General features: G+C 70.1%; 14 protein-coding genes and 1 tRNA gene. 3 read left to right on the forward strand and 12 right to left on the reverse strand.

Annotation, left to right across the window (positions count from 1 at the left end):
• Window positions 1-18 precede the first annotated feature (18 nt).
• The 10 genes from rpoB to ACIBIW_RS03850 all read right to left on the reverse strand — a co-directional run bounded on the left by rpoB (window position 19) and on the right by ACIBIW_RS03850 (window position 10,799).
• Window positions 19-3,504: a DNA-directed RNA polymerase subunit beta gene (rpoB, locus tag ACIBIW_RS03805; RefSeq protein ID WP_399331535.1), complete on the reverse strand. Its 3,486-nt coding sequence runs from the start codon at window positions 3,502-3,504 to the stop codon at window positions 19-21.
• Window positions 3,505-4,102: 598 nt separating this feature from the next.
• The gene (gene rplL, locus ACIBIW_RS03810; RefSeq protein WP_399331537.1) at window positions 4,103-4,489 is read right to left on the reverse strand and encodes a 50S ribosomal protein L7/L12; all 387 of its coding nucleotides are present in this window, start codon (window positions 4,487-4,489) and stop codon (window positions 4,103-4,105) included.
• Between the two features lie 119 nt (window positions 4,490-4,608).
• A complete protein-coding gene (gene rplJ / locus ACIBIW_RS03815; protein WP_399331539.1) occupies window positions 4,609-5,139 on the reverse strand; it encodes a 50S ribosomal protein L10 in 531 nt (176 codons plus the stop codon).
• A gap of 417 nt (window positions 5,140-5,556) precedes the next feature.
• Window positions 5,557-6,525 carry a hypothetical protein gene (locus ACIBIW_RS03820; RefSeq protein ID WP_399331541.1) on the reverse strand — a complete coding sequence of 323 codons (969 nt, stop codon included), beginning with the start codon at window positions 6,523-6,525 and terminating at the stop codon, window positions 5,557-5,559.
• 235 nt (window positions 6,526-6,760) lie between these two features.
• Window positions 6,761-7,489, reverse strand: a complete 729-nt coding sequence (rplA, locus tag ACIBIW_RS03825; protein ID WP_399331543.1) for a 50S ribosomal protein L1 — start codon at window positions 7,487-7,489, stop codon at window positions 6,761-6,763.
• Between the two features lie 196 nt (window positions 7,490-7,685).
• The gene (gene rplK, locus ACIBIW_RS03830; RefSeq protein WP_399331545.1) at window positions 7,686-8,120 is read right to left on the reverse strand and encodes a 50S ribosomal protein L11; all 435 of its coding nucleotides are present in this window, start codon (window positions 8,118-8,120) and stop codon (window positions 7,686-7,688) included.
• Window positions 8,121-8,367: 247 nt separating this feature from the next.
• Window positions 8,368-8,892 carry a hypothetical protein gene (locus ACIBIW_RS03835; RefSeq protein WP_399331548.1) on the reverse strand — a complete coding sequence of 175 codons (525 nt, stop codon included), beginning with the start codon at window positions 8,890-8,892 and terminating at the stop codon, window positions 8,368-8,370.
• Window positions 8,893-9,275: 383 nt separating this feature from the next.
• Window positions 9,276-10,247 (reverse strand): transcription termination/antitermination protein NusG, encoded by a 972-nt coding sequence (gene nusG, locus ACIBIW_RS03840; RefSeq protein ID WP_399331550.1) that lies wholly within the window; start codon window positions 10,245-10,247, stop codon window positions 9,276-9,278.
• A gap of 76 nt (window positions 10,248-10,323) precedes the next feature.
• A complete protein-coding gene (gene secE / locus ACIBIW_RS03845) occupies window positions 10,324-10,614 on the reverse strand; it encodes a preprotein translocase subunit SecE (protein WP_399331552.1) in 291 nt (96 codons plus the stop codon).
• 112 nt (window positions 10,615-10,726) lie between these two features.
• Window positions 10,727-10,799 (reverse strand) — tRNA-Trp (locus tag ACIBIW_RS03850).
• 269 nt (window positions 10,800-11,068) lie between these two features.
• Here ACIBIW_RS03850 and ACIBIW_RS03855 point away from each other — a divergent pair.
• Together ACIBIW_RS03855 and ACIBIW_RS03860 are read left to right on the forward strand one after the other, a co-directional pair.
• Entirely contained in the window at window positions 11,069-12,295 is a 1,227-nt protein-coding gene (locus tag ACIBIW_RS03855) for a pyridoxal phosphate-dependent aminotransferase (RefSeq protein WP_399331554.1), read from the forward strand.
• Between the two features lie 155 nt (window positions 12,296-12,450).
• Window positions 12,451-13,500 carry an adenosine deaminase gene (locus ACIBIW_RS03860; RefSeq protein WP_399331555.1) on the forward strand — a complete coding sequence of 350 codons (1,050 nt, stop codon included), beginning with the start codon at window positions 12,451-12,453 and terminating at the stop codon, window positions 13,498-13,500.
• A gap of 48 nt (window positions 13,501-13,548) precedes the next feature.
• Here the strand turns inward: ACIBIW_RS03860 and ACIBIW_RS03865 are convergent, their stop codons facing one another.
• Entirely contained in the window at window positions 13,549-14,184 is a 636-nt protein-coding gene (locus ACIBIW_RS03865; RefSeq protein ID WP_399331557.1) for a TetR/AcrR family transcriptional regulator, read from the reverse strand.
• 186 nt (window positions 14,185-14,370) lie between these two features.
• Between ACIBIW_RS03865 and ACIBIW_RS03870 the strand changes: the two genes are divergently transcribed.
• Entirely contained in the window at window positions 14,371-15,015 is a 645-nt protein-coding gene (locus tag ACIBIW_RS03870) for an NAD(P)-dependent oxidoreductase (protein WP_399331559.1), read from the forward strand.
• A gap of 89 nt (window positions 15,016-15,104) precedes the next feature.
• On the opposite strand, the gene ACIBIW_RS03875 is transcribed toward ACIBIW_RS03870, so the two are convergent.
• Complete coding sequence (locus ACIBIW_RS03875) at window positions 15,105-16,169, reverse strand: UDP-N-acetylmuramate dehydrogenase (protein ID WP_399331561.1); 1,065 nt, start codon at window positions 16,167-16,169, stop codon at window positions 15,105-15,107.
• Window positions 16,170-16,184 lie beyond the last annotated feature (15 nt).

Here is a 16,184-nt window from a genome sequence, read left to right on the forward strand (position 1 = left end):
AGGCTCCCGCCCGACCCGTCAGACCTCTTCGACGCTGCTCGGCTCGCGCCGGGACAGGTCGATTCCGAGCTCTTCCGCGGCACGGAAGACGTCCTCGTCCGTGTCACGCATCTCGATGGACATGCCGTCGGAGGACAGCACCTCCACGTTCAGGCACAGCGACTGCATCTCCTTGATGAGGACCTTGAAGGACTCGGGGATGCCGGGCTCGGGGATGTTCTCGCCCTTGACGATGGCCTCGTAGACCTTCACACGTCCTGTGACGTCGTCGGACTTGATGGTCAGCAGCTCCTGGAGGGCGTAGGCGGCGCCGTACGCCTCCAGCGCCCACACCTCCATCTCGCCGAAGCGCTGGCCGCCGAACTGGGCCTTACCGCCCAGCGGCTGCTGGGTGATCATCGAGTAGGGCCCTGTCGAGCGGGCGTGCAGCTTGTCGTCGACGAGGTGGTGGAGCTTGAGGATGTACATGTAGCCGACCGAGATCGGCTCGGGGAACGGCTCCCCCGAGCGGCCGTCGAACAGCCGGGCCTTGCCGGACGGCAGCACCATGCGGTCGCCGTCGCGGTTGGGCAGGGTGTTCTCCAGCAGCCCGGCCAGCTCGTCCTCGCGGGCGCCGTCGAAGACCGGGGTGGCCACGTTGGTGCGGGCGTCGACCTGGTCGGCGCCGATCACCTGGAGGCGGCGGGCCCACTCGTCGCCGAGCCCGGAGACGTCCCAGCCCTGGCTGGCGAGCCAGCCGAGGTGGATCTCCAGGACCTGGCCCGGGTTCATCCGGGAGGGCACGCCCAGGGGGTTGAGGATGATGTCGACCGGGGTGCCGTCCTCAAGGAACGGCATGTCCTCGATGGGGAGGATCTTCGAGATGACGCCCTTGTTGCCGTGGCGTCCGGCGAGCTTGTCGCCGTCGGTGATCTTCCGCTTCTGCGCCACGTACACGCGCACGAGCTGGTTGACGCCGGGCGGCAGTTCGTCGCCCTCCTCGCGGTCGAAGACGCGGACGCCGATGACCTTGCCGGTCTCGCCGTGCGGCACCTTCAGGGAGGTGTCGCGGACCTCGCGGGCCTTCTCGCCGAAGATCGCGCGCAGCAGCCGCTCCTCGGGGGTCAGCTCGGTCTCGCCCTTGGGGGTGACCTTGCCGACGAGGATGTCGCCCGCGATGACCTCGGCGCCGATGCGGATGATGCCGCGCTCGTCGAGGTCGGCGAGGACCTCCTCGGAGACGTTCGGGATGTCCCGGGTGATCTCCTCGGGGCCCAGCTTGGTGTCCCGGGCGTCGACCTCGTGCTCCTCGATGTGGATGGAGGAGAGGACGTCGTCCTGGACGAGGCGCTGCGACAGGATGATCGCGTCCTCGTAGTTGTGCCCCTCCCAGGGCATGAACGCCACCAGGAGGTTCTTGCCGAGCGCCATCTCGCCCCGCTCGGTGGCGGGGCCGTCGGCCAGCACCTGTCCGACGATGACGCGGTCGCCCTCGGAGACGACGACCTTCTGGTTCACCGAGGTGCCCTGGTTGGAGCGGGTGAACTTGGAGATGCGGTACGTGGTGTAGGTGCCGTCGTCGTTGGCGACGGTGATGTAGTCGGCGGAGACCTCCTGGATCACGCCGTCCTTGTCGGCCTTGATCACGTCGCCCGCGTCGGTGGCGCAGCGGTACTCCATGCCGGTGCCGACGAGCGGCGCCTCGGATTTGATCAGCGGCACGGCCTGGCGCATCATGTTCGCGCCCATGAGGGCGCGGTTGGCGTCGTCGTGCTCAAGGAACGGGATCATGGCGGTCGCGACCGACACCATCTGGCGCGGCGAGACGTCCATGTAGTCCACGTCGTCCCCGGCGACGTAGTCGACCTCGCCGCCGCGCCGGCGCACGAGCACGCGGCCCTCGGCGAAGTGCATGTCGTCGGTGAGCGGCGCGTTGGCCTGGGCGATGACGAAGCGGTCTTCCTCGTCGGCGGTCAGGTAGTCGACGTCGTCGGTGACCTGTCCCTCGGTGACCTTGCGGTACGGGGTCTCGATGAAGCCGAACGCGTTGACCCTGCCGTAGGAGGCGAGCGAGCCGATGAGGCCGATGTTCGGGCCCTCGGGGGTCTCGATCGGGCACATGCGGCCGTAGTGCGAGGGGTGCACGTCGCGGACCTCGAAGCCCGCGCGCTCACGGGAGAGGCCGCCGGGGCCGAGCGCGTTGAGCCTGCGCTTGTGGGTGAGGCCCGACAGCGGGTTGTTCTGGTCCATGAACTGGGAGAGCTGGCTGGTGCCGAAGAACTCCTTGATGGAGGCGACGACCGGCCGGATGTTGATCAGGGTCTGCGGCGTGATCGCCTCGACGTCCTGGGTGGTCATGCGCTCGCGCACGACGCGCTCCATACGGGCGAGACCCGTGCGGACCTGGTTCTGGATCAGCTCGCCGACGTTGCGGATGCGGCGGTTGCCGAAGTGGTCGATGTCGTCGGTCTCGACGATGATCGAGCGTCCCGACTCGCCGACGGTCTCGGTCTCACCGGCGTGCAGGCGCACCAGGTACTTGATGGTGGCGATGACGTCGTCGGTGGTGAGGACCCCGGCGTCGAGCGGCTCGTCGGCGCCGAGCTTCTTGTTCACCTTGTAGCGGCCGACCTTGGCGAGGTCGTAGCGCTTGGGGTTGAAGTACAGGTTCTCCAGCAGGGTCTGCGCGGCCTCGCGGGTCGGGGGCTCGCCGGGGCGCAGCTTGCGGTAGATGTCGAGGAGCGCGTCGTCCTGGCCCTGGGTGTGGTCCTTCTCCAGGGTGGCGCGCATCGACTCGTACTCGCCGAACTCCTCCAGGATCTGCTCGGTGGTCCAGCCGAGCGCCTTGAGCAGGACGGTGACGGACTGCTTGCGCTTGCGGTCGATGCGGACGCCGACCATGTCGCGCTTGTCGATCTCCATCTCCAGCCAGGCGCCCCGGGAGGGGATGATCTTGGCGGAGTAGATGTCCTTGTCGGACGTCTTGTCGATGGTGGAGTCGAAGTAGACACCGGGCGAGCGGACGAGCTGGGAGACGACGACACGCTCGGTGCCGTTGATCACGAAGGTGCCCTTGTTGGTCATCAGGGGGAAGTCGCCCATGAAGACCGTCTGGGACTTGATCTCGCCGGTTTCGTTGTTGGTGAACTCGGCGGTGACGAAGAGCGGGGCGGCGTACGTGAAGTCGCGCTCCTTGCACTCGTCGATGGAGTTCTTCGCGGGCTCGAAGCGGTGGTCGCGGAAGGTCAGCGACATCGACCCGGAGAAGTCCTCGATCGGGGAGATCTCCTCGAAGATCTCTTCGAGGCCGGACTTGGTGGGGACGTCCTGTCCGCTGTCAAGAGCCGCCTCGACACGAGCCTTCCACGCGTCATTGCCGAGCAGCCAGTCGAAGCTCTCGGTCTGGAGAGCAAGAAGGTTCGGAACCTCAAGGGGCTCTTTGATCTTTGCAAAGGAGATGCGCAGCGGGGCGGTGCTGGCGCCGTTGTTCGTATTCGCGGTCGAGGCGGTGCGCGAGGCGGCCAAGAGGGGGTCCTTCCGAGGGCTCGGACTCACTACGCGCGTACCCTGTCCCACGAGCGGCAGACGGGCCGAAATCCCTGGTCAGGGTAGCTTCGGTCCGGCATGCTCGCTCATGGGCAAGCTCCTGGTGACGGGCAGGAGGCAGCTAACAGGCAGCGCAAAGGGTCAGTGTAGCCACTTGGCCCACTGATGTCCAGTGCGAGCTTTTTTTGCCCTCGCTGTTCTCAACACCTGCGGTAGGTCACGCCCTCGTGCGCATATCGATGCTTCCCGCTTCACCGTCGATCCATGCCTCGGAATCGGATCGATGTGACGACTCGTCCTGAGAATTGCGCGCTGCGTGCGGTTCGTCAAGGGGCCCTCGGCGCTGCCGGCTGCCGCCCGAGCCGACCGCCGATCACGATACCCGCCTGCGGGTGTGACGCAACCACCCGGAAACCTGGGGGCGTGTCCCGCGGGGGCGCCCACGCGGCCGCGTACGGGGCCGGGCGGCGGCCGGTGTCCTGCCGTGCCGGGCGGGTGCCCGCACACGCGAAAGCCGCGGACCACAAGGGCCCGCGGCTTCCCGGGGACACGCCCCGATCCCGTCAACGCTGCGAGGTCACTTGACCTCGACGGACGCGCCCGCGCCCTTGAGGGACTCGGCGGCCTTGTCGGCGGCGTCCTTGGCGACCTTCTCAAGGACCGGCTTCGGCGCACCGTCGACCAGGTCCTTGGCCTCCTTGAGGCCGAGCGAGGTCAGCTCCCGCACGACCTTGATGACCTGGATCTTCTTCTCACCGGCGCCGGTGAGCACGACGTCGAACTCGTCCTTCTCCGGCTCGGCCTCGACGGGCGCGCCGGGGACGCCGCCGGCGACCGCGACGGCCGCGGGGGCGGCGGCGGTGACGTCGAACTTGTCCTCGAACGCCTTCACGAACTCGGACAGCTCGATGAGGGTCATTTCCTCGAACTGCGCGAGGAGGTCTTCCTGGCTGAGCTTCGCCATGATGGCGGTCCTTCCACTAAATCGGCTGGTGCCGGATGTACATGACGGCGGGCGTACGTGGCCCGCGGCGACCGTCGTGGCCCGTGTGACGGGGCCCGTCGGTCAATGTGCGAGCCGAGTTACTCGGCACCGCCCTGCTCGTCGCGCTTGACGCGAAGCGCCTCCGCGGTGCGGACGAACTTCGACGGGAGCGCCTGGAAGACCGCGGCAGCCTGCGAGGGCTTGGCCTTCATGGCGCCCGCCAGCTTGGCGAGCAGAACCTCGCGGGACTCAAGGTCCGCGAGCTTCTTGATCTCGTCGGCGGACATCGACTTGCCGTCGAGGACACCGCCCTTGATCACGAGCGCGGGGTTGTCCTTGGCGAAGTCACGCAGACCCTTCGCGGCCGTGACCGGGTCACCGGTCACGAAGGCGACGGCGGTCGAGCCCTTGAGGTGCTCGTCCAGCTCAAGAACCCCGGCCTCCTTGGCCGCGATCTTGGTGAGCGTGTTCTTCACCACTCGGTACTGAGCGTCCTCGCCGAGAGAACGGCGCAGCTCCTTGAGCTGTGCCACGGACAGTCCGGTGTACGAAGTGACGACCGTCGCGTTGGAAGCGCGGAGCTTGCCCGCGATCTCCTCGACGGCTGCGACCTTGTCGGACGTCGCCATGAGCCTCGGCCTCCTTCCGGGGTGGTGAGCTTCGGCCGGCCTCACGGCCGACCGCCACGAGCCGAAGGACCGCCCGGATCAGGCGTTCCGGAGAAGAAGGCGGGGCAGAAGAAACGCCCCGGCGCAGGCGCACGGGGCGATGGCTCGACCGGGCATCGGAAGAGAGCCGACGCTCGGGAACACTGTCCACGTCACCTGCGCGGGTCGCTCGCGTCCTGCGAGTCCTTCGGCCGTCACACCCCGTCGGGGCACGACAACGACCTGCGGTCTTTGGCTACGCGGGAAGAGTACGGGAGCGCGGGCGGCCGGGGCAAATCGCCGGCCTCCCGCCGCCCAGGGGGCCGGGGGCGGGCTCCCTTTAAGAGCGCGGAGAGCGCGGAGGCCGCAGAGGATGCGGAGGCCGCTCGGGGCGGGGCGTCAGGCGGAGCCTCCCAGGCCGTCCGCGCCGCTGTCGCCGCCCTGCTTGCGCAGTTCCTCCAGCATCTTCATCAGGTCGACGGAGTCCTTGGCGGGGGGCGCCTCGACGCCGGACTCGACGCCGTAGTCGGAGTAGTGGGTGCTGGACTTGACGGGGCCCTCCTTGGTGTCGGCGTCGGAGTCGACACGGATCGGGTAGTTCTCGTCGTTCACCCAGAGGTCCATGTCGTAGGCGCTGACGCCGGACTTCTTGATGCCCTCGGTCAGCTTGTTCCAGTAGTCGTCGTCGAGGCCGTCGACGCCGCGCTGGGACTTCAGCATGCTCTCGACGGAAACGGAGCCCTTGTAGTGCCGGGTATCGACGCCGTCCATCTGCTCCGTGCCGACCATCTTCAGGTCGGGGGACTTGGTGAGCATGGCGATCTGCTGGGAGGGGTCCTGGTCGGCGCCCTCGGTCATCTTGGTGAACTGGTCGAGGATGTCCTTGTCGGTGCCGTTCTCCTTGGCCATGGCCTTGATGTCCATCTTCATCCAGCGCTTGCCGTCCATCTGCTGGGGGGCGTCGGCGCCCATGTCCATGTAGATGACGTTGTCGACCCAGATCATCCGGGTCTGCTGGGGCTCGCCCGACGCCCCCTTGGCGTCGCTGTGGATCGTGTAGTCCATCTCCATCGGGTCCCAGGCCATGACACCCTTCATGGTGACGTTGCCCGAGCCCCTCTCGGACACGCCCGCGCCCGAGACCTCCATGTCGACCTTGGCGGACTTGGCGCCCGAGGTCTTCTCGTACGCGGCGGAGAGCGCCTGGACCGCGGAGCCCCCCGGGGCGGCCGACTTCTGCGAAGAGCCGTCCGACGCGTGGTCCTTGGCGTCGTCGCCGCCCCCGGAACAGGCGCTCGCCCCCGCGCACAGCAGTACGGCCGCTATCGCCGCGCCCGCCGTCCTGGCCCCGCCACTCCTCGTACGCATGCCGTTCCCCACGTGTCCACCCCTCAGTAAGCGCACAGTTCCCGCACAGTGAGCGCAGGCTATACGACCGCACCGACAGCCCGGGCCCGGATATCGCCCGGCCCGCGGGCGACCGGCCGGAACCGCACCGTCGCGCCGGCGCTCGCTTCCTCCCGTGCCCGTACCCGGGGAGCGGGCAGCGAAAAGCGGGCCCCGCCCATCCCGAGGGGGATGTGCGGGGCCCGCCGACGTGCGATCAGACCGCGGCCGGGTCTTCCTCGGTGAGGAGGTTCCTGGTGCGGTTGGGGTCCAGCGGGATGCCGGGACCCATGGTGGTGGTGATGGCGGCCTTCTTGATGTAACGGCCCTTGGCCGCGGAAGGCTTCAGACGGAGGATCTCGTCGAGCGCCGCACCGTAGTTCTCCACCAGCTTGCTGTCGTCGAACGACACCTTGCCGATGATGAAGTGCAGGTTCGAGTGCTTGTCGACGCGGAACTCGATCTTGCCGCCCTTGATCTCCGTGACGGCCTTGGTGACGTCGGGCGTCACGGTGCCGGTCTTCGGGTTGGGCATGAGGCCGCGGGGGCCGAGGACCCGGCCGAGGCGGCCGACCTTGCCCATGAGGTCGGGGGTGGCGACGACCGCGTCGAACTCGTTCAGGCGGTTGCCCTTGGAGATCTCGTCGATCAGCTCGTCGGAGCCGACGATGTCGGCGCCCGCGGCCTCCGCGGCCGCTGCACGGTCACCGGTCGCGAAGACCAGGACCCGGGCGGTCTTGCCGGTGCCGTGCGGCAGGTTCACGGTGCCGCGGACCATCTGGTCGGCCTTGCGGGGGTCGACGCCGAGACGGAACGCGACCTCGACGGTGCTGTCGAACTTGGTCGCCGAGGTCTCCTTGGCGAGCCGGACGGCCTCAAGCGGGGCGTAGAGCTTGTCCCGGTCGATCCTGGCGTCGGCAGCGCGGAGAGTCTTGCTGCGCTTCACTTCTGCTCCTGTGAACGGATGGCGCCGCGCGTCGCGCGGCGGAGGGGAGTCGTGGGGCGGGCCAGCGCTCGGCCCTACCACAGGCGTTCCTGTACGGTCCCGGTGATCCGGGGCCGCACCGCCCGGGGGCTGTGCACGGGGCGTCCTGGGCGCGCCGCTCGGGCGGCGCCGTACGGGCTCCGTGCCGGACGGGGCGTCAGCCCTCGACCGTGATGCCCATCGAGCGGGCCGTACCGGCGATGATCTTCGCGGCCTGGTCCAGGTCGTTGGCGTTGAGGTCGGGCATCTTGGTGGTGGCGATCTCGCGGACCTGCGCGTTGGTGATCTTCGCGACCTTGGTCTTGTGCGGCTCGCCCGAGCCCTTCTCCACGCCCGCGGCCTTGAGGATCATCCTGGAGGCCGGCGGGGTCTTGGTGACGAAGGTGAAGGAGCGGTCCTCATAGACCGTGATCTCCACCGGGATCACCCAGCCGCGCTGCGACTCGGTCGCGGCGTTGTACGCCTTGCAGAACTCCATGATGTTGACGCCGTGCTGGCCGAGCGCGGGGCCGACCGGCGGCGCCGGGTTCGCTGCTCCGGCCTGGATCTGGAGCTTGATCAGCCCCGTGACCTTCTTCTTCTTCGGAGGCATGTTCTCTTCCGGGTCCTAGTGAGAGGTTTTCTGCCGCCCGACGGGCTCGCCCGTACGGAGGCATACCGAGCAACGGTAACGGATGCGCCCCTCCGCGCACGAATCCGTTCCCCGCCGTCCGTCCTGACTCCCCGCCCCCGGGCCCGTACCGTCGCGGGCGTACGCGGGTGCACGGGGGCGGCGTGGGCATGCCGAAGCGGCGGCCGGGCCCGCGTGGGGACCCGGCCGCCGCTCGGTGTGCGCCGGTTCAGCAGCGCTTGGAGGAGGTGGCCTGGCCGGGCTGCGGGTCGCCGGGGGCGCGCAGGCTGCCGACAGCGGCGGTGCAGTCGGAGACGGTGGCGGCGGGCTGCGACCAGAACTCCTGCGCGTTGGTGGGCGCCCAGGAGACCGAGCCGACGACCTTGTCCTTGGAGTAGCTGTAGACGCCGACGCTCACGTCGTAGTCCTTGATCTTGTCGCGGAAGCTCTGCCACACCCAGAGGTAGCCGTAGTTCCGCTTGCACTTGGGCGAGTAGAACTGCTTGACGGAGGCCGCGTGCTGGCCGCCGCGGTCGATGTAGGCGGTGGTGCCGATCTGGTACGCGTCGGAGCAGACGCCCGCGGCCTGGGCCTTGGCGCTCATCGGGTTGCCCTCGGCGGAGGGGGCGGTGGACTGTGCCTTGGGCGTGGCTCTGGGTGCGGGCGCGGGTCCTGTGCCCGCCATCGCGGCGGAGGCGGGGACGAGTACGGCGGCGCAGGTGGCCGCCGCGATGAGGGTCTTGCGAGCGCGCATGAGGTGGTTCCCCCTTGCAGTGTGGTCGACGGGTGCCGAGGCGCATATGCCGCGATGCGGTCATCCACTGGAAAACACCGCAAAAACCAGTGGATCAACCGATAGAGGCACCGTTGCTGCGTTTCGGTACCAAGTCAGACCAAGGCGCCCGGCCGATGGTTGTGCCCTGCGCCACAACATTGCGGCGCCTTTACCGGCCGTACGAAACAGTCCCGTTCCGGCCGGACACACAGAAATCCCCCGCCGCCGCCCTATGGGCGACAACGGGGGACCAATCACCACAAGCCGCTTTTCGCCTTCACCGAAGAGCAAGCCCTACGAACCGGAGCAGGACCCCTCACCGCACCCCATGGGATGACGACGGGAGATCCGACACCCCACGTCTAGTTCTTCTGGATCTGGTCGAAGCTCAGCTCGACCGGGGTCTCGCGGCCGAAGATCTCCACGAGGCCCTTGACCTTCTTGGAGTCGGCGTTGATCTCGTTGATCGTGGCCTGGAGGGTGGCGAAGGGGCCGTCGGTGACGGTGACCGAGTCGCCGACCTCGAAGTCGAGCACCTGGACCTCGACCTTGCGCTGCGGCGCGGGCTTGCCCTCGGCCTCCGCGGCCTCGCGGGCCGCCTTCTCCTCGGCCTCGGGGGCGAGCATCTTGACGATCTCGTCGAGGGTGAGGGGGTACGGGTCGTACGCGTTGCCGACGAAGCCGGTGACGCCTGGGGTGTTGCGCACGACGCCCCAGGACTCGTTCGTCAGGTCCATGCGGACGAGGACGTAGCCGGGGAGCTTGTTCTGCCTGATGGTCTTGCGGTCGCCGTTCTTGATCTGGACGACCTCTTCCTGGGGCACCTCGGCCTGGAAGATGTAGTCCTCGACGTTCAGCGAGACGGCGCGCTGCTCCAGGTTGGTCTTCACGCGGTTCTCGTAACCGGCGTAGGTGTGGATCACGTACCACTCGCCGGGGAGGGTGCGCAGCTCCTCGCGGAGCGCGGCGACGGGGTCGACGGGCTCGGCGTCGTCCTCGGCGCCCTCCTCCGCGTCTTCGCCTGCTTCGGCGGCCTCGGCGTCGTCCGGCTCCGCGGCGTCGTCCGGCTCCGCGGCGTCGTCCGACTCGGCGGCATCGTCCGGCTCCGCGGTGTCGTCGCCTTGCGCGGCGTCCTCTTCGGCCTCGGCGGTGTCGGCGCCTTCGGCGATGTCAGCGTCGCCCGGGGCCTGCGCGAAGGAGTCGTCCGCCTCGGGGGCGTCGGCAGCCTCTGCCTGGTCCTGGCGCGTGTCCGCCGCCTCGGCGTTGTCGAGCCGGTCCTCGGTGGACTCGAAGCTCGCGGCGTGCGCGGCGTCGTTCACGTTCGGGTCAGACACGGTGACTGCTTCTTCCTCGTTACTGGGTGGAACATGCGAAAAGGGGCGCCGGTCCACGGCGCCCTTCGCACTCGGCTCAGCCGAAAACGTACTTGGCGACGTGATTGAGTCCATAGTCAATCACGGTCACCAGGCCGATCATGATGGCGACGAAGACGATCACCACGGTGGTGTACGTGGTGAGCTGCGAACGCGCGGGCCAGACGACCTTGCGCAGCTCCGCGACGATCTGGCGGTAGAAGAGCGCCAGCCGCTTGAAGGGGCCCTTCTTGGCGCGCTTGCCGCCCTTGCGGGCCCGCTTCTTCTTGGGCTCTTCCGCCTCGTCCTGAGCATCAGGCGTATCGATGGAGCTCACGGCGTCCGCCACTCTTCCTCACCTGATCCCGGGTCGTGGCCGTGCCGCGCCCGGTAGAGCCGCACGGCGATCATTGCGGTACGTACGTTCCTGCGCACACCTTCTGTCCAGAAGACGTGTGGAGCAGGGCCGGAGGGACTCGAACCCCCAACAACTGGTTTTGGAGACCAGTGCTCTACCAATTGAGCTACGGCCCTTCGATCGCCCCCAACGTACCGCATCCGCACGAGTGCAACGGGTTTCCGATCCGGAATCCGACCGCACCGTACATCCGACAGAACACCGGGCGCTGAACGCGGAGACGCCGAAGGCCAACGAGGTGAGAGTGTACGTGGTCCTGGGGGTCGACGTCGAACAATAGGGGACGCACGCCTCCCGGCAGTTGGGCGGGAGGGGCCTGTCCCCAAGTGTTCGGCACATGAAACCCGTGTGCCGGGCGCGTTTCGGGTCTGAAACGATGGGCTGTATGAGCGCTGCAACCTCTCCCTCCGCACGCCGGGTCTCCGCCCGGGTCGGGGCGATCTCCGAGTCCGCGACCCTCGCCGTCGACGCCAAGGCCAAGGCGCTGAAGGCCGCCGGGAGGCCGGTCATCGGCTTCGGTGCCGGTGAACCCGACTTCCCCACCCCCGACTACATCGTCGAGGCCGCCGTCGCGGCCTGCAAGAACCCGAAGTTCCACCGGTACACCCCGGCGGGCGGCCTGCCCGAGCTGAAGAGCGCCATCGCGGCGAAGACGCTCAGGGACTCGGGCTACGAGGTCGACGCCTCCCAGGTGCTGGTCACCAACGGCGGCAAGCAGGCGATCTACGAGGCGTTCGCCGCGCTGCTCGACCCGGGCGACGAGGTCATCGTCCCGGCGCCGTACTGGACCACGTACCCGGAGTCCATCCGGCTCGCGGGCGGGGTGCCGGTGGAGGTCGTCGCCGACGAGACCACGGGCTACCGGGTCACGGTGGAGCAGTTGGAGGCGGCGCGCACGAAGCGCACCAAGGTGCTGCTGTTCGTCTCCCCCTCGAACCCGACGGGCGCGGTCTACGGCGAGGCGGAGACGGAGGCGATCGGCCGCTGGGCGGTCGAGCACGGCCTGTGGGTGCTCACCGACGAGATCTACGAGCACCTGGTGTACGGCGACGCGGCCTCCGTCTCGCTGCCCGCGCTCCTGCCCGAGCTGCGCGACAAGTGCGTCGTGGTCAACGGCGTCGCGAAGACGTACGCGATGACCGGCTGGCGGGTCGGCTGGATGGTCGCGCCGAAGGACGTGGTGAAGGCCGCAGCGAACCTCCAGTCGCACGCGACGTCGAACGTGGCCAACGTCTCCCAGGCCGCGGCGCTCGCCGCGGTCTCCGGCGACCTGGACGCGGTGGCGAGGATGCGGGACGCGTTCGACCAGCGGCGCAGGACGATCGTGCGGATGCTCGGCGAGATCGACGGCGTCGTCTGCCCCGAGCCCGAGGGCGCCTTCTACGCGTACCCGTCGGTCAAGGCCCTGCTCGGCAAGGAGATCAGGGGCAAGCGGCCGAAGGACACCGTGGACCTCGCCGCGCTGATCCTGGAGGAGGCCGAGGTGGCGGTCGTACCGGGCGAGGCGTTCGGCACCCCCGGCTATCTGCGGCTGTCCTACGCGCTCGGCGACGACGACCTGGTCGAGGGCGTGTCCCGGCTCCAGGCGCTCCTGGGGGAGGCCCGCGACTGACCCCGGCCGCCGCACGCACGCACGCGGGCCGTCTCCCGGAGAGGGGGGCGGCCCGCGCGCGTGTACGGGCGCGGGGCCCGCTTCCGCGTTCGGGCAAGCGCCCTAAAGGGGACGCCCGCTATCGGCGTGGCACCCTGATGCGGCAAGATCCTGGGATGGCACGAGTGGTACGAGATGTGGCCCGGCTCCCGAAGGCGCATCTGCATCTGCACTTCACCGGGGCGATGCGCCCCACCACCCTGCTGGAGCTCGCCGACAAGTACGGCGTCCGGCTCCCGGACGCGCTGACGGCCGGGACCCCGCCGAAGCTGCGCGCGACGGACGAGCGGGGCTGGTTCCGCTTCCAGCGGCTCTACGACGCCGCGCGGTCCTGTCTGCGGGCGCCCGAGGACATCCAGCGCCTGGTGCGGGAGGCGGCGGAGGAGGACCTGCGGGACGGCTCCGGCTGGCTGGAGATCCAGGTGGACCCGACGTCGTACGCGCCCCGGCTCGGCGGTCTGATCCCCACCCTTGAGGTCATCCTCGACGCGGTCGACTCGGCGGCGCGGGCCACCGGGCTCGGGATGCGGGTGCTGGTCGCGGCGAACCGGATGAAGCACCCCCTCGACGCGCGCACCCTGGCGCGGCTCGCGGTGCGGTACGCGGACCGCGGGGTGGTCGGCTTCGGCCTGTCCAACGACGAACGCCGCGGCCTGGCACGCGACTTCGACCGGGCGTTCGCGATCGCCCGGCACGGCGGGCTGCTCGCCGCGCCGCACGGCGGTGAGCTGACGGGCGCCGCGTCGGTGCGCGACTGCCTCGACGACCTGGGCGCGGCGCGCATCGGGCACGGGGTGCGCGCCGCCGAGGACCCGAGGCTGCTGCACCGGCTCGCCGAGCGCGGCGTGACCTGCGAGGTCTGCCCGGCCTCGAACGTGGCGCTCGGCGTGTACGAGAAGCCGGAGGACGTACCGCTGCGAATGCTGTACGAGGCCGGGGTCCCGATGGCGCTCGGCGCGGACGACCCGCTGCTCTTCGGCTCAAGGCTGGCCGCGCAGTACGAGATCGCGCGCGCCCACCACGGCTTCACCGACGCGGAACTCGCGGAACTCGCACGGCAGTCGCTGCGGGCGAGCGCGGCCCCCGAGGCGACCCGCGAGAAGCTGCTCGCCGGGGTGGACGACTGGCTGGCGAGCGAGCCGGGCGACCCGGCCCCCGGCGTCTGACACCGCCGGGGCCGCGCGGGGCGGTGGCGGACCGTGCGCACCGGCGCGCTACGGCGCGGTGGGCGCGATGCCGGCGAGGAGGGTGCGGACCACGGAGGCGGCGAACTCGTCGAGGCTCTGGGGCGGATTGCCCTCCGGCACCATGTCGAACGCGTACGCCCGCTGGGAGCAGGCCCCGAGCAGCAGGGAGGCCGCCGCGAACGGATCGGCGCCCGGGTCGATCCTGCCGCGCCGCTGCTCGGCCCGCAGATAGGCGGCAAGGCCCTCGATCGGCTTGTGCGGCCCGGCGCCGAGCTGCCGCAGCGCCTCGTCGTGGCGGTGTTTGAGCTGCATCTCGGCGTAGAGGGACGCGGCGATCGGGAAGCTCTGCTCGTAGAAGCGCGCGGCCCTGCGGGCGATGTCGGTCAGGCACTCCTCGACTTCGCGGTCCCCGGCGAACCCCTCCCCCGCGCCGCCGCCCGGGGCGTCCCCGGCGTCGTCGAGCAGCGGGAAGAGGCGCGGCAGCCGCTCCTTGAGGACGCTGATGAACAGGTCCTCCTTGCTGGAGAAGTACTTGTAGAGCGCCGCCTCCGAGCAGCCCGCGGCGCGGGCGATCTCCTTGGTGGTGGCCCTGGCGAGGCCCACGGTGCGCATCAGCTCGTGCGCGGCGTCGAGAATCCGCTGCCGGGTGGGCCTGCTCTCCATTCGGGTACTCCAGGAAGGTGCGGTGCGTGGGGGCCACGGCGAGACTTGACGGATGGGTGAGTGCTTACCCACTCTAGGGGTGAGTGAACACTTACCCACCCGCACTGCGGACCTGAGTGAGTGAACGCTCACCAACCAAGTGGCCGAGTGGGTCGAGGCGGCCGGGGAGAGCGGAGGGACGTTCCGATGAAGTTGACCGTGTTCGGCGCGACGGGCGGCGTCGGTGGCGAGATCGTCAGGCAGGCACTGGACGCCGGGCACCAGGTGACGGCGGTGGTGAGGGACCCGGCGCGGCTGACCGTGTCGGGCGACGCCCTGGACGTGGTGCGCACCGGCCTCTCCGAGGGGGCAGAGGACCAGGAGCGGATGCGCGCGGCCGTGGCGGGCCGGGAGGCGGTGCTCTCCGGGCTCGGGGCCCGCGCCCGCAAGGAGGCGGGGGTGGCCGAGCGGGTCACCAGGGCGCTGCTGTCCGCGATGCGGGCGGAGGGGGTACGGCGGCTCGTGGTGGTGTCGGCGGCGCCGGTGGGCCCCGACCCCGCGGGCTCCCCGCTGCTCGACCGCGTGGCGCGGGCCGGGATCAGCGCGCTGCTCCGGGACATCTACACGGATCTGCGGCGGATGGAGGGGCTGCTTGAGGAGAGCGGCACGGAGTGGACGTCGGTCCGCCCGCCCCGGCTGGTCGACCGCCCGCTGACGGGCTCGTACCGCAGGGAGATCGGAGTGAACCCGCGCTCGGGCCGCACCATCTCCCGCGCGGACGTGGCCCATGCGATGCTCGCGAGCCTCACCGACCCGGCGACGGTACGACAGGGGGTGGGGGTGGCCTACTGAGGGCGGGGGCTGCCAGGGGGGAGCGGGGCGGGGCGGAAGCGGGCGCGCCCGACGCGGACGCCCCAGGCGGGGCCGTGCCCGCGCCCCGCTCAGGTCTCGTCGAGGCGCAGCCCGACCATCACCGGCTCGTTGACGAGGGTCACGCCGAACGCGCGCCGCACCCCGGCCACCACCTCGCGCGCGAGGCCGAGCAGGGCCGCCGCGTCCGCTCCGCCGCGGTTGGTCAGGGCCAGCGCGTGCTTGGTGGAGATCCTGGCGGGGCCCGACCCGTACCCCTTGCGGAAGCCGGCCCTGTCGATCAGCCACGCCGCCGACGTCTTCACCCGGCCGTCGCCCGCAGGGTACGCGGGGGGCTCGGCCGCGTCGCCGAGCAGGTCACGCGCGGCCTGCCGCAGCCGGGCGAACTCCTCCTCGGTGAGCACCGGGTTGGTGAAGAACGACCCGGCCGACCAGGTGTCGTGGTCGTCGGGGTCGAGCACCATCCCCTTGCCCGCGCGCAGCTTGAGCACCGTCTCGCGGGCCCGCGCCACCGGCACCCGCTCCCCCGTCTCCACGCCGAGCGCCCGCGCCACCTCCGGGTAGCGGACGGGGGCGGAGAGCCCGTCGGCCGCTTCGAGCGCGAAGCGCACCCTGAGCACCACGAAGCGTCCCGGCGCCGACTTGAAGCGGCTGTCGCGGTACGAGAACGCGCAGTCCGCGTTCGACAGGGTGACCGTCTCGCCCGTGGTGCGGTCGTAGGCGATCACCTCGGTGATGGTGGACGACACTTCCTGCCCGTACGCGCCCACGTTCTGAATGGGGGTGGCTCCCGCCGAGCCCGGGATTCCGGCCAGGCACTCGATCCCGGCCAGCCCCTCGGCGACGGTGGCGGCGACCGCGTCGCTCCAGACCTCGCCCGCGGCGAGTTCGAGCGCGGTGCCGTCGAGCGAGAGGCCCCGGGTGGCGATCCTGAGCGCGGTGCCGGCGAAGCCGCGGTCCCCGATGACCAGGTTGCTGCCGCCGCCGACCAGCAGCAGCGGCGTACCGGCCGCGTCGGCGGCCCGTACCGCCTCGACCACCTCGGCGTCGGTCTCCGCGGTCACAAGACGCTCGGCGGGACCACCGATCCGGAAGGTGGTGAGGGGGGCGAGGGGGGCGTTGAGGGCTTCGTGCACGCGGCAAGTTTACGG

The sequence above is a fragment of the Streptomyces sp. NPDC050560 genome, assembly GCF_044457285.1.
Taxonomy (GTDB): domain Bacteria; phylum Actinomycetota; class Actinomycetes; order Streptomycetales; family Streptomycetaceae; genus Streptomyces.

Excerpts from the sequence above, each read along its gene's own strand:
- ACIBIW_RS03820 (WP_399331541.1), bottom strand. The coding sequence starts at position 6,525 with ATGCGTACGAGGAGTGGCGGGGCCAGGACGGCGGGCGCGGCGATAGCG.
- ACIBIW_RS03855 (WP_399331554.1), top strand. The coding sequence starts at position 11,069 with ATGAGCGCTGCAACCTCTCCCTCCGCACGCCGGGTCTCCGCCCGGGTC.
- rplK (WP_399331545.1), bottom strand. The coding sequence starts at position 8,120 with ATGCCTCCGAAGAAGAAGAAGGTCACGGGGCTGATCAAGCTCCAGATC.
- ACIBIW_RS03865 (WP_399331557.1), bottom strand. The coding sequence starts at position 14,184 with ATGGAGAGCAGGCCCACCCGGCAGCGGATTCTCGACGCCGCGCACGAG.
- ACIBIW_RS03860 (WP_399331555.1), top strand. The coding sequence starts at position 12,451 with ATGGCACGAGTGGTACGAGATGTGGCCCGGCTCCCGAAGGCGCATCTG.
- ACIBIW_RS03835 (WP_399331548.1), bottom strand. The coding sequence starts at position 8,892 with ATGCGCGCTCGCAAGACCCTCATCGCGGCGGCCACCTGCGCCGCCGTA.
- rplJ (WP_399331539.1), bottom strand. The coding sequence starts at position 5,139 with ATGGCGACGTCCGACAAGGTCGCAGCCGTCGAGGAGATCGCGGGCAAG.
- rplL (WP_399331537.1), bottom strand. The coding sequence starts at position 4,489 with ATGGCGAAGCTCAGCCAGGAAGACCTCCTCGCGCAGTTCGAGGAAATG.
- ACIBIW_RS03870 (WP_399331559.1), top strand. The coding sequence starts at position 14,371 with ATGAAGTTGACCGTGTTCGGCGCGACGGGCGGCGTCGGTGGCGAGATC.